Annotated in this window: 25 protein-coding genes; 14 read left to right on the top strand and 11 right to left on the bottom strand. The window is 66.8% G+C overall.

Annotated features, from left to right (window positions below; all coding sequences use genetic code 11):
* Window positions 1–2: 2 nt before the first annotated feature.
* The 3 genes from KYX69_RS13975 to KYX69_RS13965 are packed head-to-tail and all read left to right on the top strand — an operon-like array spanning window position 3 to window position 2919.
* Window positions 3–398, top strand: coding sequence for a hypothetical protein (locus KYX69_RS13975; protein ID WP_300498363.1), 396 nt, complete (start codon window positions 3–5; stop codon window positions 396–398).
* Between the two features lie 53 nt (window positions 399–451).
* Window positions 452–1414, top strand: coding sequence for a sterol desaturase family protein (locus KYX69_RS13970; protein ID WP_300498361.1), 963 nt, complete (start codon window positions 452–454; stop codon window positions 1412–1414).
* Window positions 1348–2919, top strand: a complete 1572-nt coding sequence (locus KYX69_RS13965) for a GMC family oxidoreductase (RefSeq protein WP_300498360.1) — start codon at window positions 1348–1350, stop codon at window positions 2917–2919. Before KYX69_RS13970 ends, KYX69_RS13965 begins: the two co-directional genes overlap by 67 nt.
* Before the next feature lie 90 nt (window positions 2920–3009).
* On the opposite strand, the gene KYX69_RS13960 is transcribed toward KYX69_RS13965, so the two are convergent.
* The 6 genes from KYX69_RS13960 to KYX69_RS13935 all read right to left on the bottom strand — a co-directional run bounded on the left by KYX69_RS13960 (window position 3010) and on the right by KYX69_RS13935 (window position 8461).
* A complete protein-coding gene (locus tag KYX69_RS13960) occupies window positions 3010–4353 on the bottom strand; it encodes an ammonium transporter (RefSeq protein ID WP_300498358.1) in 1344 nt (447 codons plus the stop codon).
* A gap of 13 nt (window positions 4354–4366) precedes the next feature.
* Entirely contained in the window at window positions 4367–4705 is a 339-nt protein-coding gene (locus tag KYX69_RS13955) for a P-II family nitrogen regulator (RefSeq protein ID WP_294015687.1), read from the bottom strand.
* Between the two features lie 237 nt (window positions 4706–4942).
* Window positions 4943–5974 carry a GTP cyclohydrolase II gene (ribA, locus tag KYX69_RS13950; protein ID WP_300498422.1) on the bottom strand — a complete coding sequence of 344 codons (1032 nt, stop codon included), beginning with the start codon at window positions 5972–5974 and terminating at the stop codon, window positions 4943–4945.
* A gap of 47 nt (window positions 5975–6021) precedes the next feature.
* Window positions 6022–6807 (bottom strand): exodeoxyribonuclease III, encoded by a 786-nt coding sequence (locus KYX69_RS13945; RefSeq protein ID WP_300498356.1) that lies wholly within the window; start codon window positions 6805–6807, stop codon window positions 6022–6024.
* Window positions 6808–7220: 413 nt separating this feature from the next.
* Complete coding sequence (locus KYX69_RS13940; protein WP_300498354.1) at window positions 7221–7835, bottom strand: outer membrane lipoprotein carrier protein LolA; 615 nt, start codon at window positions 7833–7835, stop codon at window positions 7221–7223.
* 167 nt (window positions 7836–8002) lie between these two features.
* Window positions 8003–8461, bottom strand: a complete 459-nt coding sequence (locus tag KYX69_RS13935) for a peptidylprolyl isomerase (protein ID WP_300498353.1) — start codon at window positions 8459–8461, stop codon at window positions 8003–8005.
* 150 nt (window positions 8462–8611) lie between these two features.
* On the opposite strand from KYX69_RS13935, the gene mgtE reads away from it, so the two are divergent.
* Together mgtE and KYX69_RS13925 are read left to right on the top strand one after the other, a co-directional pair.
* On the top strand, window positions 8612–10015 hold the full coding sequence (gene mgtE / locus KYX69_RS13930) for a magnesium transporter (RefSeq protein ID WP_300498351.1): 1404 nt from the start codon (window positions 8612–8614) through the stop codon (window positions 10013–10015).
* A gap of 40 nt (window positions 10016–10055) precedes the next feature.
* Window positions 10056–10451 carry a DUF1489 domain-containing protein gene (locus KYX69_RS13925; RefSeq protein WP_300498350.1) on the top strand — a complete coding sequence of 132 codons (396 nt, stop codon included), beginning with the start codon at window positions 10056–10058 and terminating at the stop codon, window positions 10449–10451.
* Here the strand turns inward: KYX69_RS13925 and msrA are convergent.
* The 3 genes from msrA to pabB form a co-directional block, all read right to left on the bottom strand.
* Window positions 10448–11068, bottom strand: coding sequence for a peptide-methionine (S)-S-oxide reductase MsrA (gene msrA / locus KYX69_RS13920; RefSeq protein ID WP_300498420.1), 621 nt, complete (start codon window positions 11066–11068; stop codon window positions 10448–10450). The genes KYX69_RS13925 and msrA overlap by 4 nt on opposite strands.
* Window positions 11069–11508: 440 nt before the next feature.
* Window positions 11509–12708: a pyridoxal phosphate-dependent aminotransferase gene (locus KYX69_RS13915; protein ID WP_300498349.1), complete on the bottom strand. Its 1200-nt coding sequence runs from the start codon at window positions 12706–12708 to the stop codon at window positions 11509–11511.
* Window positions 12709–12743: 35 nt separating this feature from the next.
* Window positions 12744–14516, bottom strand: a complete 1773-nt coding sequence (gene pabB / locus KYX69_RS13910; protein WP_300498347.1) for an aminodeoxychorismate synthase component I — start codon at window positions 14514–14516, stop codon at window positions 12744–12746.
* Between the two features lie 78 nt (window positions 14517–14594).
* Between pabB and KYX69_RS13905 the strand changes: the two genes are divergently transcribed.
* Genes KYX69_RS13905 through KYX69_RS13875 form a run of 7 tightly spaced genes read left to right on the top strand, consistent with a single transcriptional unit; the run spans window position 14595 to window position 19122 of the window.
* On the top strand, window positions 14595–15257 hold the full coding sequence (locus KYX69_RS13905) for an MBL fold metallo-hydrolase (protein WP_300498345.1): 663 nt from the start codon (window positions 14595–14597) through the stop codon (window positions 15255–15257).
* Window positions 15258–15301: 44 nt separating this feature from the next.
* A complete protein-coding gene (locus tag KYX69_RS13900) occupies window positions 15302–15631 on the top strand; it encodes a helix-turn-helix transcriptional regulator (RefSeq protein ID WP_300498343.1) in 330 nt (109 codons plus the stop codon).
* Window positions 15628–16023: a VOC family protein gene (locus tag KYX69_RS13895; RefSeq protein ID WP_300498342.1), complete on the top strand. Its 396-nt coding sequence runs from the start codon at window positions 15628–15630 to the stop codon at window positions 16021–16023. The genes KYX69_RS13900 and KYX69_RS13895 overlap by 4 nt, the downstream gene beginning before the upstream one ends.
* Before the next feature lie 12 nt (window positions 16024–16035).
* The gene (locus KYX69_RS13890) at window positions 16036–16578 is read left to right on the top strand and encodes an SRPBCC family protein (protein WP_300498340.1); all 543 of its coding nucleotides are present in this window, start codon (window positions 16036–16038) and stop codon (window positions 16576–16578) included.
* A gap of 17 nt (window positions 16579–16595) precedes the next feature.
* On the top strand, window positions 16596–17621 hold the full coding sequence (tsaD, locus tag KYX69_RS13885; protein WP_300498339.1) for a tRNA (adenosine(37)-N6)-threonylcarbamoyltransferase complex transferase subunit TsaD: 1026 nt from the start codon (window positions 16596–16598) through the stop codon (window positions 17619–17621).
* Entirely contained in the window at window positions 17618–18595 is a 978-nt protein-coding gene (locus KYX69_RS13880) for an NAD(P)H-dependent glycerol-3-phosphate dehydrogenase (protein ID WP_300498337.1), read from the top strand. The genes tsaD and KYX69_RS13880 overlap by 4 nt, the downstream gene beginning before the upstream one ends.
* On the top strand, window positions 18592–19122 hold the full coding sequence (locus tag KYX69_RS13875; protein ID WP_300498336.1) for a DUF1697 domain-containing protein: 531 nt from the start codon (window positions 18592–18594) through the stop codon (window positions 19120–19122). Before KYX69_RS13880 ends, KYX69_RS13875 begins: the two co-directional genes overlap by 4 nt.
* On the opposite strand, the gene KYX69_RS13870 is transcribed toward KYX69_RS13875, so the two are convergent.
* Both KYX69_RS13870 and KYX69_RS13865 read right to left on the bottom strand, forming a co-directional pair.
* On the bottom strand, window positions 19119–20957 hold the full coding sequence (locus KYX69_RS13870; RefSeq protein ID WP_300498334.1) for an AsmA family protein: 1839 nt from the start codon (window positions 20955–20957) through the stop codon (window positions 19119–19121). The genes KYX69_RS13875 and KYX69_RS13870 overlap by 4 nt on opposite strands.
* A 43-nt stretch (window positions 20958–21000) precedes the next feature.
* Window positions 21001–21162 (bottom strand): DUF1674 domain-containing protein, encoded by a 162-nt coding sequence (locus KYX69_RS13865; RefSeq protein ID WP_300498332.1) that lies wholly within the window; start codon window positions 21160–21162, stop codon window positions 21001–21003.
* 66 nt (window positions 21163–21228) lie between these two features.
* On the opposite strand from KYX69_RS13865, the gene htpX reads away from it, so the two are divergent.
* Both htpX and KYX69_RS13855 read left to right on the top strand, forming a co-directional pair.
* On the top strand, window positions 21229–22182 hold the full coding sequence (gene htpX, locus KYX69_RS13860) for a zinc metalloprotease HtpX (RefSeq protein ID WP_300498330.1): 954 nt from the start codon (window positions 21229–21231) through the stop codon (window positions 22180–22182).
* On the top strand, window positions 22179–22499 hold the full coding sequence (locus KYX69_RS13855; protein ID WP_300498328.1) for a hypothetical protein: 321 nt from the start codon (window positions 22179–22181) through the stop codon (window positions 22497–22499). The genes htpX and KYX69_RS13855 overlap by 4 nt, the downstream gene beginning before the upstream one ends.
* Window positions 22500–22519 lie beyond the last annotated feature (20 nt).

Below are 22519 nucleotides of genomic sequence, written 5' to 3'. Positions count from 1 at the left end.
CGATGAACTGGTGGCTTGCCGCCGGGTCGCTCGGCGCCGTGCTGGCGCTGGCGGGAGTTGCCCGGATGCTCCGGCTGGGTGGCACGCAGGCACTTGCCGACGGAGACGACGCCATCCGGATGGCCGAGGCGCTGGTGTCCGGATTCGAGGGCCGCGTCGGCGTCGTCGCCGCCGATGGCGGGCGCGCCGCAGTGGCAAGCGGCCCGGGCGACCTGGTGGTGATCGAGCCGCTCGGCGCGCGGCATCGGGCAACCCGGTTCAAGTCCGCGCGCATCGTCATGGCGCATCCCGAGGCCGATGGCACGAAGCTCGCACTGGAGCTGCAGCCCGGCACCGTGTTGCGCATCACCGTTGCCGATGCCGAAGCGGCACGGGCGTTCGCCGAGACACTCACCTGACCCTTGCTATGGATGGGCCGACGCGCTTATTTACATTCGTGTAAGGAGCGAGGATGCCCAACCTGCCGAATCCGGTCGACCTAGCCGTCCCGGCCTTCGTCCTGCTCGTGCTGGCGGAGATGGTGGTCGCGCGGCTCAAGGATCGCAGCCGCTATTGCCCGCGCGATACGCTGACCTCGCTCATGCTCGGATTCGGGAGCACGATCGCGGGCGTGCTGGCAGGCGGTTTCGTCTTCGCGATGGCGGTGTGGGTCCACCAGTTCCGCCTCTTCGACATCGGCTATGCCTGGTACTGGTTCGTCCTCGCCTTCGTGCTTGACGACCTCGCTTACTATGTCTTCCACCGCTCGGCCCATCGCGTGCGCTGGTTCTGGGCGAGCCATGTCATCCACCACAGCAGCCAGCATTATAACCTGTCCACCGCGCTGCGGCAGACCTGGACCGGGTTCTTCAGCCTGGGCTTCATCTTCCGCCTGCCGCTGTTCCTGATCGGATTTCCGCCGGCGATGGTGTTCTTCGTCGCAGGGCTGAACCTGGTCTATCAGTTCTGGATCCATACCGAGGTGATCGGGCGCATGCCGCGCTGGTTCGAGGCGGTGATGAACACCCCGTCGCACCACCGCGTCCACCACGCGACCAACCCGCGCTATCTCGACAAGAATTATGCGGGCGTCTTCATCATCTGGGACCGCATGTTCGGCACGTTCGAGGCCGAGCGCGACGACGACCGGCCCCGCTATGGCATCGTCAAGAACCTGCCCGACTTCAACCTGATCCGCGCCGCCTTCCACGAATGGTGGGGGATCGCGCAGGACGTGTGGGCTGCCCCGAACTGGCACGCGCGCCTCATGTATATGATCGCGCCGCCCGGCTGGAGCCACGACGGCAGTCGCGATACATCCGAGATAATCAAGGCGCGCTGGGAGGCGCGGGAAAAGGCGGGGACAGCGTGGACGAAGCAGATATCGTCGTCATCGGAGCCGGATCCGGCGGGAGCGCCGCAGCAGGCCGGCTGAGCGAGGACGGCAAGTATAGCGTCGCGGTGCTCGAAGCGGGCGGGCGTAACACCAGCTTCCGCACCCTGATGCCCGGCGGCATCGCGATGCAGACCCCCGCGACCAACTATGCGTATGAAACCGTGCCGCAGCCGGGGCTCGACGGGCGGCGGGGCTATCAGCCGCGCGGTCGGGGCTTGGGCGGGTCGAGCGCGATCAACGCGATGCTCTACATTCGCGGCGTGCCGTGGGACTATGATAACTGGGCGCGGCTCGGCTGCCCCGGCTGGAGCTGGGACGACGTTCTGCCGGTGTTCAAGCGGAGCGAGGCCAATGAACATGGCGCGGACGCTTTCCACGGCGGCGACGGCCCGCTCCATGTCAGTGATCAGAGCTTCGTCCACCCCGGCACGCGCGCCTTCATCGAGGCGGGGGCGGCGTTGCAGATCCCGCGCAACGCCGATTTCAACGGCGCGCGGCAAGAGGGGATCGGCGTCTATCAGGTGACGCAGAAGGATGGCGAGCGCTGGACCGCCGCACGCGGCTATCTGAAGGAACGCCCGAACCTCGAGATCATCTGCGACGCGACGGTCGAGCGCGTGCTGTTCGAGGAGGGGCGCGTGTGGGGCGTTGCCTATTCACGCGGCGGGCAGACGAAGATGATCCGCGCCCGCCGCGCCGTGGTGATGGCCGGCGGCGTGTTCGGCACGCCGCAGACGCTGATGCTCTCAGGCATCGGCCCCGCCGCGCATCTCAAGGAAATGGGGCTTCAGGTCCGGATCGACCGGCCCGAGGTGGGCGGCAACCTTCAGGACCATCTCGATTATGTCGCGGCGTTCGAGACGCCGGGTTACGACTTCCTCGGCCGCTCGCTGCGCGGATCGCTCGCCGGGCTGGGCGGGATGTGGCGCTGGTTCCGCAACCGCAGCGGCATGATGACCTCACCCTATGCCGAGGGCGGGGCGTTCCTGAAAAGCGATCCGGCGCTGGAGGTGCCCGACATCCAGCTCCATTTCCTGATCGCGATCGTCGAGGATCATGGTCGCGCGAAGGTCAAGGCACATGGGTTCAGCTGCCACGCCTGCGTCCTGCGCCCCGAGAGCCGCGGGACGGTGCGGCTCAAGTCGCCCGATCCGCGCGCGGCGCCGCTGATCGATCCACGATTCCTGTCGGACCCGCGCGATCTGGCCGGGCTGATGAAGGGAACGCGGATGATGTACCGCATTCTGGAGCAGGAGCCGCTCGCTGCGTTCGGGGGCAAGGACCGCTACCCGTTCGACGACGATGCCACGCTGGAGCGGCTGATCCGCGCGCGGGCTGACACGATCTATCACCCGGTCGGCACTGCCCGAATGGGATCGGATGCGGACGCGGTGTGCGACCCGCAGCTGCGCGTGCGCGGGGTCGAGGGGCTCTATCTCGCCGACGCCTCGATCATGCCGCGGCTGATCGGCGGCAACACCAATGCGCCGAGCATCATGATCGGCGAGCGCTGCGCGGATTTCGTGAAGGCCGACCTCGCATAAAAAACGGGCCGGCGCTTTCGCACCGGCCCAGTCGTCCGCAGGAGGAACATCGTGAGGGGCCGCACCGCCATGGGTGCGGCCCCAATTTCATCAGTAGTTGTAGGCGCGCTCGCCATGCTCGCCGAGGTCGAGGCCTTCCTGCTCGACTTCGGGGCTGACGCGCAGGCCGGTCAGAGCCTTGGCAACGGTAAAGGCGATCGCCGAACCGATTGCCGCCCAGGCAACCGCGACGCCGACCGACTTGATCTGGATCCACAGCTGCGGGCCCAGTGCATAGTCGGCTGCGCCCGGACCACCCAGCGCGGGAAGCATTGTCACGGCGGTGAGGACCGAACCGATGATGCCACCGAGAGCGTGGATGCCGAAGGCGTCGAGCGATTCGTCGATCTTCAGCTTCGGCTTGATCGCGATGACGAAGATTGCGCAGACTACACCGGCAATCGCGCCAAGCAGGATCGCGCCGAACGGACCCGAGTTACCCGCCGCCGGGGTGACCGCGACCAGACCGGCAATCGCACCCGAGCATGCGCCCAGCAGCGACGCCTTGTGACCCAGCACGCGCTCGGTCAGCATCCAGAACAGCACGCCAGCAGCGGTGGCGACGAAGGTGTTGATCAGCGCGAGACCCGCCGCGCCATTGGCTTCGAGTGCCGAACCAGCGTTGAAACCGAACCAGCCCACCCACAGCAGACCCGTGCCGATCAGCGTCATGGTCAGCGAGTGCGGCGCCATGCGCTCGGTCGGATAGCCCTTGCGCTTGCCCAGGATGATCGCACCGACCAGCGCCGAGACGCCCGCGTTGATATGGACCACCGTGCCGCCCGCAAAGTCGAGCGCGCCCCAGCCGAAGATCAGACCGGTCGCTTCGTCCGTGCCACCCAAATACCAGACCATGTGTGCGATCGGGTAATAGACGATCGTCAACCAGATCGCGGCGAACACCATCAGCGCGCTGAACTTCATGCGCTCGACCAGGCCGCCGATGACCAGCGCGACGGTGATCGCGGAGAAGGTCATCTGGAATGCGATGAACACGAATTCGGGAATGACCACGCCATCGGAGAAGGTGGCGACGGTCGAGTCGGCGGTTACGCCGGCGAGCAGGAACTTGCCGGTCGAGATGATCTTGTTGGCGTCACCGCCGAACGACAGCGCATAGCCGTACATCACCCAGAGCAGCATCGCGAACGCCGCGACCGCCAGCACCTGGGTCAGGACCGATGCCATATTCTTGGTGCGGACCAGACCGCCATAGAAGAGCGCGAGGCCCGGCACGATCATCGCCATGACCAGCACGGTCGCGGTCATCATCCATGCGGTGTCGCCCTTGTCGGGCGTCGGCGCGGCGGCAGCCGCCGCGTCCTGGGCCCAGGCGGGCATGGCCGCGAACAGCGCGGCTCCCGCGCCTGCAGCCAGTTTGAGTGCAGTTTTCATCGATACCCCCTTGTTACAGCGCGGTCTGGTCGGTTTCGCCGGTGCGGATGCGCACGGCCTGACCGACGTCGAGCACGAAGATCTTGCCGTCGCCGATCGCGCCGGTGTTCGCCGCGGCCTGAATCGCCTCGACCACCCGGCCCGCCAGATCGCTGGCACAGACCACTTCGATTTTGAGCTTGGGCACCATGTTGGTGCTGTATTCCGCGCCGCGGTAGATTTCGGTCTGGCCCTTTTGCCGCCCGAACCCCTTCACCTCGGTCACGGTCATGCCCGCGACGCCCAACTCGGTGAGCGCCTCCCGGACGTCATCCAGCTTGAACGGCTTGATGATGGCGATGACGAGTTTCATTCCGCCCCCTTTCGCATTTGACCCGGGGAAGCATTCAGCAAAGGGCGTGCCAGAGTCGAAAAAGGCTGGATTCCGGGGATTCGGCGCCGGGAGAATGTTACCGAAAGGTAAAAAATTGTGCAGATGCGAAGCGCTGCCTAATTTTTAGGCTGCAAGATGCGCTGCCTGCGCAATAGGCACAGTGACATTTCTCCAGAGCCGCCCCGGCTCTCGCGTACGTCAGAATGGCGATGTCACTTAAAGCTGGTGCCCGGTACGATCGCGCTTGGTCGCGAGATAGGCGGCATTATGCGGATTGGGTGGCAGTTGATGCGCCACGCGTTCTGTCACGGCGACGCCAGCCGCCCCGAGACCCGCCACCTTGGCCGGATTATTGGTCAACAGCCGCACCTGGGTCTGCCCCAACAGCGTCAGCATCCGCGCCGCCACGCCGAAATCGCGTGCATCCACCGCAAAGCCTAGCCGCGTATTGGCATCGACCGTATCAAACCCCTGATCCTGCAGCGCATAGGCGCGCAGCTTGTTGATCAGCCCAATTCCGCGCCCTTCCTGCCGCAAATAGAGCAGGATGCCCCAGCCGCTCGCGGCAATCGCGCGGATTGCAGCGTGCAGCTGCGGCCCGCAATCGCATTTCAGGCTCCCAAGCACATCGCCGGTCAGGCATTCGCTGTGCAGCCGCACCAGCGGCGGGGTGCCGTCGGGCTGACCGATCAGCAGCGCGACATGTTCGTCCGGCGACTCAGGCGTGCGGAATGCGACGATCTCGGCATCCTCCGCGCCGACTACCGGCAGGCGCGCGCGCGTCACCAGCCGCAGCCGCGCGGGATCCTCATGCGCATGAATATCCCCCGGCGTAATCGCATCCTCGATCCGGTAGCCGAGCGCCTCGCCCCGCACGAAAAAGGCCGGAAGCAACCCGGCGATCCGCGCCAGGCGCAGCGCGGCGGCGGCCGCGTCCGGCGCGGTCGCGGGGATCGCGCGATACGGCCCCTTGAGCGGGACGCGCAGGTCGAACTGCGGATCGGCGAGCGCCACCGCCGCGTCGAAATCCAGCCACGGCCGCCGCGCGATCATCACGGGCGAATCCGGCACCGCAGCCGCCGCCTGATTGGCGAGCTTCAGCGTCACCGCGCGGCCCGAGGTAATCAGCAAGGGCGCCGAAATTTCGGGATCGAACTCAGCCAGCCGCGCCGGGTCTGCCGTCTCCACCGCCAACAATGACAACGCACCGGTCGTCCCCCGGATCGCGAACGGCCAGCCGCGCCGCATCGCATCGATCGCATGCGCCGCCGCGCGCGGATTCGGGGCCGACCCGCTCAAAAATCGAACTCGGTCACAATCGGCACATGATCCGACGGTTTCAGCCAGCCGCGACACGGTTCGCACACGCGGTGTGCGGTCGCCTGCGCCGCGACATCGCCGCTCGCCCACATATGGTCGAGCCGCCGCCCGCGATCCGACGCCGCCCAATCCTTGGCGCGATAGCTCCACCAGGTGAAGCAGCGCTCCGGCGCGGGGATGAAGCGGCGACCAAGATCGACCCAGTCATTCGCCGCCTGCAGCCGCCCGAGCGCCTCGACCTCGATCGGGGTATGGCTGACCACGTCGATCAACTGCTTGTGGCTCCACACATCGCATTCGAGCGGGGCGATGTTGAAGTCGCCGGTGACGATCACGGGCAGGCTGCCGAGCCCTTCGGACCAGCGCGTCATCCGCTCGACGAAGTCGAGCTTCTGGCCGAACTTCGGGTTCTTCTCACGGTCGGGAATATCGCCGCCCGCCGGGACATAGACATTCTCGAGCCGCACGCCGTTGGGCAGCCGCACGCCCACATGCCGCGCCTCGCCATTGGCCTGCCAGTCGAGCCGGTCATCCTCGACCAGCGGTACCTTGCTGACGATCGCCACGCCGTGATGCATGCGCTGGCCGTGGATGACGATATGGTCATAGCCCAGCGCGCGCAGGGGGCCGTGCGGGAAATCGCCGTCGATCACCTTGGTTTCCTGAAGGCACAGCACGTCCGGCGCTTCCTCGCGCAGGAAGCGTTCCACGATTTCCATGCGGAAGCGGACGGAGTTGATATTCCAGGAGGCAATCTTCATGCGGGCGTGATCTAGGGGTAGCGTCACTCAGGGGCAATGCCCGCCAGAATTACGGGGCATCTTCAATTCCTCCGCTGCCCCGCAGGGGAGGTGGCAGCGCGCAGCGCTGACGGAGGGGCCGCCGTCATCAGACGGCGGAATTTTGCCGAACTGGTCACGGCCGCCTGCGCGGCCGCCCCTCCACCACCCGCTACGCGGGCGGTCCCCCTCCCCTGAGACAAGCTCAGGGAAGGAATGTTCTGACCAAAACACCAAAAGGCCCCCGCTCCGGGGGCATGGAGCGAGGGCCGACCTGGCGTTCGTCACGCAGGCGGGACGGGTAGTGCTTCGGGCAACAGGGGGAAAAATCCCGAGGCCCCGTCCGCAATATGGGTTCTAGCGCGGCAAAGCTGTCACCAACATGAACGCAGATGTCAGCGGCGACCGCCGGTTTTCCGCGGGTCGTTCCAGCGGAACGCTCCGTCGCTCACCGGCGCGTTGAAGCGCTGGTTCGACAGGCGCACGGTGGTGCGGTTGTTCTGTGCATCGAGCGCCACCCAGCCCTGCAGCATCAGCCCGCCCGGCGCCGCCGCGTTGCGTGCGAACACCATGGTAATGCGGCCATATTCCGGGCGTTTGGGATCGCGCGCCTCGACGCTGATCACATCGGGATTGGCGGTCGGAATGACCTTGGCATAGCGTGCCGCGTCGCGATCCGGGTTCATCAGGATGCCGAGCGGCGAATCCTTGACCGGCCAGCGCTGAACCTGGCGCACCGAATAATCGATGAACCACAAGGCGCTGCCATCGGCAACGATCAGCAGCGGGACGCCCTTTTCATACTGAAACCGGATCTTGCCCGGTTTCTTGAGCGTCATCGTGCCGTTCAGCGTCTTGCCCGACCGGCCGGTCTGGGTGAACGCGGCGGTCATCGTCTGCGTCGCGCGCAGATGCTGCTGCACCTGGGCCAGCGTACCCTGCTGCGCGGCAGCGGGCAGGGTCAGCGGAAGGGTGATTGCGGCCACGGCCGCTAGGGGTCGGATTGTCATGGAGGTACCAAACATGTCCGAACCCCTGGCGGTTCCGGTTTGAACTCGGCGTGAACGCTTGAGTTGCGGTGCCGGCCCGCTCCCCCACCCGGCCACCCAACGACAGTGTATTCTATGGGTGGCCGGGTGGGGGAGCGGGCCGGCACCGTCACCGCGAAGCCGTCAGATCACGCTTCGCTGCGTGCCGAGACGATCTTGCCCGGATTGCGCGGCGGCTCACCCTTGGGGAGCGCGTCGACATGCTCCATGCCTTCGGTCACCACGCCCCACACGGTGTACTGACCGTCGAGGAACGTCGCGTCGTCGAGGCAGATGAAGAACTGCGAATTGGCGCTGTTCGGGTCATTGGTGCGCGCCATCGAGCAAACGCCGCGGACATGCGGTTCGCGGCTGAATTCAGCCGGAAGGTTAGGCTCCTTCGACCCGCTCATGCCGGTGCCGGTCGGATCGCCGCCCTGCGCCATGAACCCGGCGATGACGCGGTGGAACACGACGCCGTCATAAAAGCCGCTATCGGCCAGCTTGACGATCCGCTCGACATGCTTGGGCGCAAGATCGGGGCGCAGCTGGATGTGCACGTCGCCGCTGTCGAGCGTCATGACAAGGCGCGTCGGAAGATCGGACATCGAAAGAAATACTCCAGAAGGGAAACAATCTGACCTTCCCCCTAGGCTGCCACGGGACCGGTTGCAAATTGCATCGCCACCACGGCGGATTGGCAGCGCGATTCGAGCGCGTTAGAGGAGGCAAGGGGCAGCGCAGTCGCAGGAGGCTCGATGAACGACGAGACCGACATCGCGACCGGCACGCCCGATTCGCCACAGCGTGACGCGCAGGAGCGGATGTCGCCCGAATTCGTGCGCACGGTCCTCGACCTGGTCGATGCGGGCGATGTCGAAGCGGTGCGCGAAAAGGTCGAGCCGCTGCATCCGGCCGACATCGCCGATCTGGTCGAGCTGACCCCGACAGATCAGCGCCAGGCGCTCGCCGCCGCCATCTCCGGCCTGATCGACGGCGACGTGCTCGCCGAGATGAACGATTGGGTGCGTGAGGCGCTGATCGAGGCGCTCGAACCGCACGAAGTCGCGGATATCGCCGCCGAACTCGATACCGACGACGCCGTCGCGATCATCGAGGACATGGAGGAGGAAGACCAGCGCGCCGTCCTCCGCGCGCTCGACCCCGACGATCGCGCCGCGATCGAAGAGGCGCTGTCCTACCCCGAGGAATCCGCCGGCCGCCTGATGCAGCGCGAGCTGATCGCGGTGCCTGAGCATTGGAGCGTCGGCGACGTGCTCGACTTCTTGCGCGGCGAGGAGGAGCTCGCCACCGATTTCTGGGAAATCTTCGTCGTCGATCCGTCGCACCATCCGGTCGGCACCTGCGCACTGTCCTGGATTTTGCGCACGCCGCGATCGGTGTCGGTCTCGGACGTGATGAAGCGCGAACAGACACTGATCCCGGTCGAGATGGATCAGGAGGAAGTCGCGCTGATTTTCCAGAAATATGCGCTGATCTCCGCCGCCGTCATCGACGATTCGGGGCGGCTGGTCGGGGTGATCACCGTCGACGACGTCGTGCACATCATTCAGGAAGAGGCGGGCGAGGACGCGCTGCTGCTGTCCGGTGCGGGCGAAGGCGACATCAACGAACCGGTGGTCGATTCGTACAAGGTGCGGGTCCGCTGGCTGGTCGCCAATCTAGGCACAGCCATGGTCGCCGCCACGATCATCGGCCTGTTCGAAGGGACGATCGCCAAGATGGTCGCGCTCGCCGCACTGATGCCGATCGTGGCCGGTGTCGGCGGCAATGCGGGGACGCAGACGATGGCCGTGACGGTCCGCGCGCTCGCCACCAATCAGCTGACTCAGTCCAACACGTTGCGCGCGATCCGCCGCGAAATTCAGGTGGCGGTGCTCAACGGCCTGACCATCGCCGCCGTGCTGGGCACGGGCGTTGGCCTCGTATTCCAGAACGCGCTGCTCGGCGGCGTGATCGCAACAGCGATGCTGATCAACATCGTCATTGCCGGCTGTGCCGGGGTCCTGGTGCCGTTGACGCTTGACCGCTTCCGCGCCGACCCGGCCGTCGCCTCGTCCGTATTTGTGACGATGACGACCGATTCGATGGGCTTTCTGGTGTTTCTTGGCCTTGCCACGGCCAGCGGCCTGACCGGTTGATCAGGTTGACCGACAGCAGCACCGCCCCCAGATCGCGGCAATGGCATTGCACCTGACCAAAGTCGCGTTCGGCACCACTGGGTTCGATCATCTGCGCCAGCGGCTCGCCGCGCATGGTCGGGTCGGTCCGGTTGCGCTCACCACCCGCTACCTGCCCAAGCGCCATGAAGAGATTGCGGGCCAAGGATCGCTGTTCTGGATCCACAAGCACCAGCTCATCGCCCGCTCGCCGATCCTCGGCTTTGGCGAGGCGGAGGGCGGCCGCTGCGCGATCCTGCTCGATCCCGAACTGGTCCAGGTGGTGCCCCAAGCCAAGCGCGCGCATCAGGGCTGGCGCTACCTGGAGGCTCAAGATGCGCCCGCCGATTTCGGGACCGGCGACATGGCGTCACTTCCGGCGGAACTGGCGGGGAAGCTGGCCGAACTCGGCCTTTAGCGCGCGAGGGTCGGGAAGGCCGCGCGGAACGCCGCGACCTTGGGCTTGTCCCAGCGGACGATATAGCCGTGGTTAGGATTGCGGCGGGCAAAGTCCTGATGCTCCGCCTCCGCCTCGAAAAAGGCGCCGTTCTCGATCCGGGTGACAATGCGCGCGTCATAGGCGCCACTACGCCCGAGCTGATCGATATAGGCCCGCGCCACCCGCGCCTGTCCGGCATTTTGCGGGAAGATCGCGGAGCGATAGCTGGGCCCGACATCCGGGCCCTGTCGGTTGAGCTGGGTGGGATCGTGCGCGACCGAGAAATAAACGCGCAGCAGCGTCGCATAGCTGACCACGCGCGGGTCATAGACGATGCGGATCGCCTCGGCATGGCGGGTGCGCTCGGTCGACACTTGGGCATAGGTCGCGGTCGCGCGGGTGCCGCCGGCATAGCCGCTGACCACCGACTTCACGCCCTTCACGCCCTCGAACACCGCCTCCATGCCCCAGAAGCAACCCCCGGCGAGCACGGCGACCTGATCGCCCGGCGCGGGCGCGACATCGGTGGTGGAAGGGGGAATTGCGACGGCCTTTTCACCGCCACCGGCCAGCACCGGGGGAACCAGGCCGGCCATGTGCGCAAACCCGATCGCACCCAAACCCGCAAGGCCAAGGGCGAGCGCGCGCTGCATCAGAACAACGGCGCCGCGAGCACCTGATCGGCGTGCAGCGCGATCATGCCGACCACCCCGAGCGAAAAGCCGGTCAGGAAACGGCGGAGAAACGGCGATTTGAGGGCCGCGGTCATGGGTACGATCCTTTGTGCTTGTCGCGGAGATGGGGGCGCCACCTCCGATTCCAAGCAAAGACTAACTTTGGTGCGCTGAACCTGCGCTGGTGCTCCCGTTCATATTCGGGAAATCCGCGCAAAAGGTTTCAGCATTCGGTGAAAAAAGATTGCGGCTTGGATGATCCCGCACCGGCCCGCTCCCCCACCCGGCCACCCATTGAAGATACCTTGTGGGTGGCCGGGTGGGGGAGCGGGCCGGGGCCGCTTCAGCGAAGCTGAACCGACTCAGCGCAGCGCGGCGCACGCTTCCTGAATGCGCCCGCACGCCTCGGTGAGCAGCGCCTCGCTCGTCGCATAGCTGATGCGCAGCGCCGGAGAGAGGCCGAACGCCGCGCCATGCACTGCCGCAACGCGCGCGTCGTCGAGGAGATAGCCGACCATCGTCTCGTCGCTGTCGATCTTCAGCCCCTTGGGCGTGGTCTTGCCGATCAGCGCGCTGAATTCGGGATAGACGTAGAAGGCGCCTTCCGGCCGCGGACAGGTCATGCCGTTGATCTGGTTGAGCATCGAAACGACCAGGTCGCGACGCTTCTGAAACGCGGCGTTGCGCTCGGTCAGGAACGACTGGTCGCCGTTAAGCGCCGCCACCGACGCCGCCTGCGACACGCTGCACGGATTGCTGGTCGATTGCGACTGCAGCTTGCCCATCGCCTTGATCAGCCATTGCGGGCCGCCCGCGTAACCGATGCGCCAGCCGGTCATCGCATAGGCCTTCGACACGCCGTTGGCGGTCAGGGTGCGATCGTAGAGCGACGGACATACCTGCGCGATCGTCGCAAATTCGAAGCCGTCGTACAGGATATGCTCGTACATATCGTCGGCGTAGATCAGGACATGCGGGTGCCTCTCCAGCACCTCGCCCAGCGCCTTGAGCTCGGCCGCGCTATACGCCGCGCCGGTCGGGTTGGACGGCGAGTTGAGTACCACCCACTTGGTCTTGGCGGTGATCGCCGCCTCGAGCTGTTCGGGCTTGATCTTGTACGCCTGGTCCGCCCCCGCCGCGACGAACACCGGCTTGCCGCCCGCGAACTCGACGACATCGGGATAGCTGACCCAATAGGGCGCCGGGATCACCACCTCGTCCCCCGCGTCGATCGTCGCGCAGAAGGCGTTGAACAGCGTGTGCTTGCCGCCCGAATTCACGCTGATCTGGTTCTCGGCGTAGGTCAGACCGTTGTCGCGCGCGTACTTCTTGACGATTGCGGCCTTCAGCTCGGGCGTGCCGTCGACATTGGTATATTTGGTCGCACCGCGCCGGATCGCCTCGATCGCCGCCTCTTTCACGAAATCGGGCGTGTCGAAATCGGGCTCGCCCGCGCCCAGGCCGATCACGTCCACCCCGGCGCGCTTCAGCTCGAACACGCGGCTCGTCATCGCGAGCGTCGCGGAGGGCTGGATGCGGTTGAGCGCGGCGGAGGTCTGCATGGGGGAACGCCTCTCTGGGAAGGAAATCGCGCGCCCTATAGGTCGGCTGGTTCCTCTTCCGCAACCGTAACAGCGGAAACCAGCCCGCGCACGGCATTGCCGAGCTGGAATCCTTGCCGCAAATCCTCGGGCCGCAACTCCGCCTCGATTGCGCGCCCGCTAGCGATCAGCTCGCCGCGCAACACGCCGGGCAAGATACCGCGCGCCAGCGGCGGCGTCAGCAACATGCCGTCGCGCGGCACGAAGATCGAGGTGAAGCTGCCCTCGGTCAGATAGCCGTCAGCATCGATATAGACCGTCTCCCACGCCCCGGCGACGCGCGGCCAGGGCCGGCGATCGGTCGTCTTGTGACCAAGGCGAAAGTCGCGCGGCGCAACTTTGCGGCGGGTCAGCGCGACCGTGACCGGGCCGGACGGCATCTCGGGCATCGGCGCGGTCCCGATCGCGATCCGCCCCTCCGGCGATAGCAGCAGCCGCACCTTGGCCGGATGACGCAGGCGGAAGGTCGCGGCCTGCAGCTCGTTGCGCACGCCGTGGCGGTCGAACGGGATGCCGAACGCCTCGGCACTCGCCCGCATCCGCGCCAGATGGCGTTCGAGCAGCGCGATCCCGCCCACGGGATCGAATGCCATCGTCTCGATCAGGTCGAACCGCCGCTGCCCCCGCGTCAAGAACGCGCCCTTGGCCAGGCACTCATCCCATTCCTCACCCGCCCGCGAATCCGCAACCACGCCCGAGCCCAGGCCGATGCTCGCCGTTTCCGCACCCTCCTTCAGGTGCAGGGTGCGGATCGCGACGTTGAACGCGGCATCGCCATCGGGGTCGATCCGCCCGATCGATCCGGTATAGGCGCCGCGCGCATCGGGCTCGACCGCAGCGATCACCTCCATCGCCCGGATCTTCGGCGCGCCGGTCACCGATCCGCACGGGAAGATCGCGGCCAGTGCCTCACCCGGCCCGATGTCCGGCGCAAGCTTCGCGGCGATGGTCGAGACCATGGTGTGCAGCGTCGGATAGGTTTCGACCTTGAACAGCTCGGGCACCGACACGCTGCCCGGCGCGGCGATGCGGGTCAAATCGTTGCGCATCAAGTCGACGATCATCAGATTTTCGGCGCGCTGCTTCTCATCCCGCGCCAGTTCGATACGCGCGGCTTCGTCCGCTTCCGGGGTCGCGCCGCGCGGGGTCGTCCCCTTCATCGGCCGCGCGATCAGTTCGCCGTGGCGCAGCGCAAAGAACAGCTCGGGCGAAAAGGACAGCAGCCAGTCACTGCCGGTCCACACGATCCCGCCATAGCCCGCCGCCGCGCGCGAGCGAATCGCGGCATAAACCGCCAGCGGATCGCCCGCGACGCGCACCGCCGCGCGAAAGGTCAAATTCGCCTGATAGATGTCCCCCGCCTCGATCCACTCCCGCACGCGCGCAAAGGCGGCGTCATAGTCGCTGCGGCCGATCTGCGGCGCCGGCCGACCAACCCACGCCCCCGCCGGATCGGGCAGCCGTGCCGCAATTGCGTCAGGGGCAAGCTGCTCGACCGTCTCGAACAGGCCGAACCACAAAAGCGGCGAATCTGCATCGGCCCGACTGAGCCCGGTCAGTCGCGGCTCCAGCGCGTGCCCGGCCTCATAGCCGATATAGCCCGCCGCATGCAGCCCCTCAGCCCGCGCCGCGTCGAGCGCGGCCAGCGCAGGTGCCACCTCGTCCGACCGGTGCGCAGCCACCACCCGCACCGGCGCGGTGTAGAGCCGCGCATCGCTACCCCCCGGCCGGGCATCGTCGAGCAGCACAAACGGTGTCTGGACAAGCATTGCACCGGCCATGAAGCGCTAAACGCCCGCCCGCAAGCCTCTGTTGCCGCTGGGGCCCGCGCGGCCTATCTCCGGGCCATGTCCACGCCCCCGCTGCGCGCCGCCATCGTGCCTGTCACCCCGCTTCAGCAGAATTCGACCCTGTTGTGGTGCACCCGCACCATGCGTGGCGCGTTCACCGACCCCGGCGGCGACCTCGACCGTCTGAAAGCGGCGGCGCAGCAGCATGGCGTCACCATCGAAAAATTGCTGATTACCCATGGCCATATCGACCATTGCGGTCAGGCAGGGAAGCTCGCCGCCGAACTCGGCGTGCCGATCGAGGGGCCGCATGAGGCCGACCGCTTCTGGATCAGCCGACTCGACGATGATGGCCGCAATTACGGCATCGACGGCAAGCCGTTCGAGCCCGATCGCTGGCTGGTTGATGGCGACACGGTGACGGTCGGGGAGCTGACGCTCGACGTCTATCACTGCCCCGGCCACACCCCCGGCCATGTCGTGTTCCACCACGCCCCGTCGAAGCTCGCCATCGTCGGCGACGTGATCTTTCAGGGATCGATCGGCCGCACCGATTTCCCGATGGGCAATCATCAGGATTTGCTCGACGCGATCACGACCAAGCTGTGGCCGCTCGGCGACGATACCGTCTTCGTCCCCGGCCATGGCCAGCCGAGCAGCTTCGGGCAGGAGCGCCAGACCAATCCATTCGTGTCGGATCGCGCGCTCGCGCAAAGCTAAACCGATCAGTTGACAATCACTGGAGCGCCGGATAATTCAACCAGATGGTTGAACGACTCGACATGACCTTCCACGCGCTCGCCGACCCCACACGGCGCGGGATGCTCGCCAACCTCGCTCAAGGCGAGAAGAGCATCGGCGAGCTGGCCCAGCCCTATGCGATGACGCTCGCCGGAGCATCGAAGCACGTTCAGGTGCTCGAACGCGCCGGCCTCGTCACCCGCCGCCGCGATGGGCGCACCCACCGCTGCACCCTCAGCCCTGCCCCGCTCGCCGAAGCGAACCAGTGGCTCCAGCAATGGGCCGCCTTCTGGAACACGCGCCTCGACGGGCTGGAGGCGCTGCTGCGCGACTCAAAGGGAGATAGCGAATGACCAAGGCCACCCCATTCCTGATGTTCCAGCACGGCAAGGCGCAACCTGCGCTCGATTTTTATCTCGAGCATGTGCCCGACAGCCGCATCGATGCAGTCGAGCGCTTCGGTCCGGACGGTCCCGGCCCCGAGGGCACGATTATCCGCGCCCATGCGGTCATCGCCGGACAGCCGGTCATGGTCCATGACAGCTTCATCACCCACGGGTTCGACTTTACGCCCTCCTGGTCCTTCTTCCTCGACTGCGACGACGCGGCGACCTTCGACCGGCTGTTCGCCACCCTGTCGGAGGACGGCGGCGTGCTGATGCCGCCCGGCAACTATGGGTGGAGCCGCAACTTCGCCTGGATCAACGACCGTTTCGGCGTGTCGTGGCAACTCAACCTCGCCTGACGGAGGCCCATCATGCCCGCACTGGAAATCCTCGCCCCCGACACGCTGCGCATCGAACGCATCCTCGACGCGCCGCCCGCGACGGTGTGGCGCTATCTGGTCGAGGCCGATCTGCGTCGGAAATGGTTCGCCGGCGGCACAGATGCCCGCGCCGACGCGCCGGTGGAGCTGGTATTCGACCATGACAACCTGTCCGCCGATACCGTCCCCTACCCCGAGCGCTACGCCAAATGGAAAGGCGCGATGGGGCGCGAGCGCGTGGTCGAATATGATCCGCCGCATGTCTTCGCGATCAACTGGGACGAAGGCAAGGAAGGCACCGCGCGAATCGAACTGTTCGCGGAAGGAGAGGACAAGACTCGCCTTGTCCTAACCCATAAAGGCATCACCGGCCCTGCCCCGATGGCCAATTTCGGCGGCGGATGGCATTCGCATCTGGCGGTGTTGCAGGGTCTGCTCGCGGGCGAACCCGTCCGCAATTTCTGGGCGCTGCACGCGGAATCGGAGGCGGAGGTTGCCGCCACGCTCGCGCAGGCTTCGACAAGCAGCGGATGACTCCCTAGATCGGCGCGATGCTGATCCTCGGCCTCGAATCAAGTTGTGACGAAACCGCCGCCGCGCTGGTGACAGGCGGCCGCCGCATCCTCTCCCATCGCCTGGCGAGACAGGACGAGGCGCATCGCCCGTTCGGCGGCGTCGTCCCCGAAATCGCCGCGCGTGCCCACGTCGAGGCGCTGGAGCCGCTAATCGCCGCCGCGTTCGAGGAGGCGGGGGTCACCCTCGCCGATGTCGACGCCGTCGCCGCGACCGCGGGGCCTGGGCTGATCGGCGGGGTGATGGTGGGCCTCGTCACCGGCAAGGCGCTGGCGCACGCGGCGGGCAAGCCGCTGGTGGCGGTGAACCATCTCGAAGGGCATGCGCTCTCCCCGCGCCTTTCCGACCCCGATCTGACCTTTCCCTACCTCCTCCTGCTCGTCTCGGGGGGGCACTGCCAGCTGCTGCTGGTCGAGGGGGTCGGCGCCTATCGTCGCCTCGCCACCACGATCGACGATGCGGCGGGCGAGGCGTTCGACAAGACCGCGAAGTTGCTCGGCCTCGGCTTTCCCGGTGGCCCGGCGGTTGAAGAAGCGGCGAAGCGCGGCGACCCGCGCGCCGTCCCGCTGCCGCGCCCGCTGGTCGGATCGGGCGAGCCGCATTTCTCCTTCGCCGGGCTTAAAAGCGACGTCGCGCGCAAGGTCGGCAAGTTCGCACCCGAAGATCTCGCCGCCTCGTTCCAGCAAGCGGTGGTCGATTGCCTGGTCGACCGCACCCGCATCGCACTTGGCAAGGCCATGGGGGCGACCGCGTTGGTCGTCGCGGGCGGAGTTGCGGCGAACGCTGCGGTCCGCGCGGCGCTCGAAACACTTGCGGCCGAACATGGCCTGCGCTTCGTCGCGCCGCCGCTCTGGCTCTGCACCGACAATGCCGCCATGATCGCCTGGGCCGGAGCCGAGCGGTTTGCGCTTGGCCTGACCGATCCGCTCGACATGCCCGCGCGCCCGCGCTGGCCGCTCGACCCGGATGCGGAGAAGGTGCGCGGCGCAGGAGTGAAGGCATGAAGATCGGGGTACTCGGTGGCGGCGCATGGGGCACGGCGCTCGCTCAAGTCGCTGCGCGTAACGGCCAGCCAGTCACGCTGTGGGCGCGCGAGGATGACGTCGTGGCGTCAGTCAATGGGCGCCACGAGAATGCGCTGTTCCTGCCTGGCGTGCCGCTTGCCCCGTCAATCTGCGCGACACGCGACCTGGCCGCACTGAGTGACTGCGAAACGCTGCTCATCGTCGTGCCCGCGCAGTTTCTCCGCTCGGTCCTGTCACAACTGTCTGTCGGCAATCGAACGATGGTGCTCTGTGCCAAGGGGATCGAGGCAGGGACGCAAAAGCTCGTCGCGGAGATCGCGTCAGAGCTTCATCCGGGAGCGCCGATTGCGGTTCTATCTGGACCCACTTTTGCGCATGAGGTGGCCAAAGGTTTGCCGACCGCAGTGACGCTCGCATGCCCTGATATCGACATGTACCTGCCGCTGGTTGACCGACTGGCTCAGCCGAATTTCCGGATTTACGGCTCCGATGACGTCACCGGTGCGGAGATCGGCGGCGCGGTCAAGAACGTCCTCGCCATCGCATGCGGCGTGGTTGAGGGCGCGGGCCTCGGCCTCAACGCCCGCGCCGCGCTGATCGCGCGCGGCTTTGCCGAGATGACCCGCTTCGGTGTCGCGCGCGGCGGCCGGCCGGAGACGCTGGCGGGGCTGTCGGGCCTGGGCGACCTCGTCCTGACCTGCTCCTCGACCAATTCGCGCAACTTTTCGCTCGGCGTCGGGCTGGGTCAGGGCAAGACCGCCGCCGAACTGCTTGCCGACCGCCGCACGGTGGCCGAAGGCGCCGCCACCGCGCCGGTGCTGCGCGAAGCCGCGCGCGCCGCCGGGGTCGAGATGCCGGTGACCGAAGCGGTCTGCGCGCTGCTGGAGGGAACGCCGGTCCGCACCGTGGTCGACGCGCTGCTCACCCGCCCGCCGCGTGGCGAAACCGCATGAGATGGGCGGCGCTGTTGCGCGGGATCAACCTCGGCAAACGTCAGCTCAAATCGGCGGAACTCAAGGCGGTGATCGAGGGGCTGGGCTTCACTGACGTCAAGACCCTGCTCGCCTCGGGCAACGTCGTCTTCACCGCACCCGATGCGCGCGCCGAGCAACTCGAAGCGCAGATCCACGCCGCGCTGGCCGACGCGACCGGCCTCAAGTCCGAAATCTTCGTCCGCACGCCCGACGAGATGAACGCGGTGATCGCCGCCAACCCGTTTTCCGATGCCGCGACCGATCGGCCCAGCTTCCTCGTCGTCACCTTCCATCGCAAGCCGGTCGATAGCGCCGCCGTCGAGGCGCTGATGGCCGACTATGGCGGCCCCGAGCGCGCACAGGCGATCGACCGCGAACTCTACATCGATTTCCCGGACGGGCAGGGGCGCTCGATCCTGCATGCACCGCTGGGGAAGGCAACGCGCGACCCCGTCACCACCGCACGCAACTGGAACACAGTGCTGAAGATCCGCGACGCGCTCTAGCGTAATGCGGTCGCTGCCAACGCACTGCAATTGGCATCCTGCGCCAACGGCGGACGATCCCCCGCAATCGCGTCCCCCAGCAGCTTCAACACCCCGCCGACATTGGGCTTCGCGCCATCGGGCAGGCGCATAGACGGTGCCTTGATCGTCCCGCTGATCGGTACCGGCTTGGTCAGCCGCAACAGGCTCTCCTTCTTGGGCGACCCGGTCATGGCGAGCGACAGCCGCTCGTTCGACAGATCGACGCTGCCATTGAAGCGCGACTGGCTGCGCGAGGTGTCGATCAGGAACGGCGCCATCCGCCCGGTGCCATTCTTCACCTCAAGCCGCAGGATCATACAGCGCAGCGTCGCCACCTTGTCCCCATCGACCAGCGCCCCGCGTCCGACATCCAGACCCAGATACGACGCGATATTGGCAGGGATCCGCCCAGTCCCGCCTACAAGCGCGATGCTGCCAGTCGACCGCCCGACCGCGCTGCGGATCGTATCCCCCGGCCCGCTCAGCCGCACGCGACCCTGCAACGGCGCGTCGAGCACGCCATCGCCCGCCAGCGCCGCGATCCGGCTGCCGCGCAGGGTCAGGTCCAGATTGAGCGTCGGCTCCGACTTGCCGTCACGCTGGTCGATGACGATGCGCCCCGCCAGCCGGCCGGGGGTCATCTCCATCACGAACGGATCGACCGTCAGCCGCGCATCGTCCAGCGCCAGCGTCGCGCGCGCCGCGCGAAAGCCGGGCGTCCCGACGATCCGCCCCACCCGCACGCGCAGCGCGCCGTCGACGTCGCTCACGCTCTTGAGGTCGATCTGAGTCGACGGGATCAGCCGATCACCGATCCGCGCGCGCCGCGCGGCAGCGACCGCAAGACCGCGATCATTCGCCAGATCATCGAACCGCAACGTCGCCAGCGCGACATCGCCATCGATCCGCGTGCGTCCGGGCGTGCTCTTGTCGATGCTGGCGGTGGCACTCGACAGGCGCGATTGCCCGATCGTCCCGGCCAGCCGCTCGACCTGCCACTGATCGCCCTTGCGCGACACGCGCCCGACCAGCTTCACCGGCTGGGTCCCAAACAGGCCCGCCTCGATCACCCGATCGACATCGAGCAGGTCGGCACCCTGTGCGGCAATATCGAACGCCATGTCGCGCGTGTCGAACGGTGCCGCCATCGCGCCCTGCACCGCGATCCGCGTGCGCGGTCCAGCCAGCCGCGCGCGGAACGGCCAGCGCACCCGCCCGGCGATCGGCGCACCGCGCACTTCGATGCTCACCGGTTCATCCGCCAGCGCGCCGGTCCCAGATGCGCGAAAGCCGCGCGGGTCCGAATCGATGCGCACCGTGACGCGCCGCTCCTTTTTCGCATCGCGATAGTCGAGGATCAGGTTGGTGACCGCCAGCCGCTCGAGCCCGCTGCCGCCCCCGCTGCGCCGCTCCGACTCGCGCTCCCAATTCTTGCGTCCGTCCTTCGCGCGGATCAGCGTCAGGCGGCCATTGGCGGCCTCGACCGGTTCCGGGGCAAAGCGTCCGATCAGGATCGGCAGCACCGGCAGGCGCACGGTCACGCGCTCGACCCGCACCATCTCGCCCGTCCCTGCCCAGTCCGGCTGGGCGATGCGCAGGTCACGAATGTCGAGCAGCGGGTTGAACGAGAAGACCGATCGCCGCTCAATCGCCCCGATCGTCACCGGTGCGCCGATCTGCGACGACAGCGCGCGCTCTGCCCGGCCCTTGAACGCACCCCAGGGCAGCATCGCCAGGAGCAGGAGCAGCAACGCGAGCACCACGGCGATACCGATGGCGATGCGGAAGATCAGGGTGCGGGAGGGCGCAGTCATCGCCGCAGGACGCGCCGCGCGGCGTTTTCGTTCCGCCCGCGTTTCAGAAATCGATCGCGATGCCCTTCAGCTCCCAGTCGCCATAACGCGTGGGATCATTGCCGAGCGGGTCGGCCTCCGCCTTCTTCCCCGCCTCCGGCTTGGGCAAGGGCGGGCTCTTCGACAGATAGGCGGGCGGCTTCACATGATCGGGGCGCTTGCCCATGATGGTTCCTCGATTGAAGCGACGGGTGACATTTCCCACATTGGGGAGTGAAAGGATCGAATCCAAGTGAACGGCTTCAAGACGACGATGTTGCTGGCGGCGCTGACCGCCCTGTTCATGGCCCTTGGCTTCACCATTGGCGGGCGCGGCGGCATGATCATCGCGCTGCTGGTCGCGGTCGGGATGAACCTCTTCACCTACTGGAACGCCGACAAGATTGTCCTGAGCATGCACGGCGCGCGTCAGGTCGATGCAGGCTCCGCGCCCGAATTCTACAACCTTGTCGCCGGCCTGGCCCAGCGCGCACAGCTGCCGATGCCCAAGGTGTACATCATCGAATCGCCCCACCCCAACGCCTTTGCCACCGGCCGCAATCCCGAGAATGCGGCGGTCGCGGCGACCACCGGCTTGCTCAATATCCTCAACCGCGACGAGATTGCCGGGGTGATGGCGCACGAGCTGGCGCATGTCCGCAACCGCGACACGCTGATCATGACGATGGTCGCGACGATTGCGGGTGCGATCTCGATGCTCGCCAATTTCGGCTTGTTCTTCCGCGGCGGCGACGACAATCGCGGCGCGTTTCTCGCCACGATCCTCGCCGTCATCGTTGCCCCCTTTGCCGCGATGATCGTGCAGATGGCGATCAGCCGCACCCGCGAATATGGCGCGGACAAGGGCGGGGCGGAGATTTCGGGCAATCCCCGCGCGCTCGCCTCGGCGCTGGCGAAGCTGGCGCATGGTGCGGCGGCGGTCCCCAACCCGGTTGCCGAACGCAATCCGGCGGCGGCGCAGCTCTACATCGTCCCCGGTCTGGCGCGCGGCGGCGACAGCCTGTTTTCGACCCACCCCGATACCGGCAACCGCATCGCCGCGCTGGAGGAAATCGCGGTCACCATGGGCCAGAACGCCCCGCGCGACGTCTTCGCTGCCCCTTCGCCAGCCGAGCGCCCCTCTGCACTGGGTGTCCGCGCGGCCCCGCGTCGCGGAAGCGCGCTCGACCCGAACCGGCGCGGATGATCGACGAGGTCGCCGAAGCAGTCGGTGAGGTCGCTGGCGCGGTATTGCACCAGGCGGGCGGCTTTGTCGTCGATGTCGTGATCGAAGGGATATTTGCAGGAGGCACAGCACGCTTTTTTCATGGCGTCGGCCGCCGCGCGATCGCGCTGACGACACTGGGAAAGGTACGCATACCGTCGTCGCTGCGCGTTGTGCCGCGTAGTTCCCGGGCCGCTCCGCGCCGGAGCGATTGGTTTGCGCTATGGGTCGGGATCGCAATCTGGATTACGCTGTTCGCAGCGATCTGCATTCCCCTTGGCATGCTGCTTTGGGGGTGAACCCGCGCGCGATTCGGCGT

Origin of the sequence: Sphingomonas sp. (assembly GCF_030145815.1) — a bacterium.
GTDB lineage: Bacteria > Pseudomonadota > Alphaproteobacteria > Sphingomonadales > Sphingomonadaceae > Sphingomonas.
The sequence above is the reverse complement of the archived record's forward strand: the minus strand, read 5'-3'. Positions and strand labels throughout refer to the sequence as shown.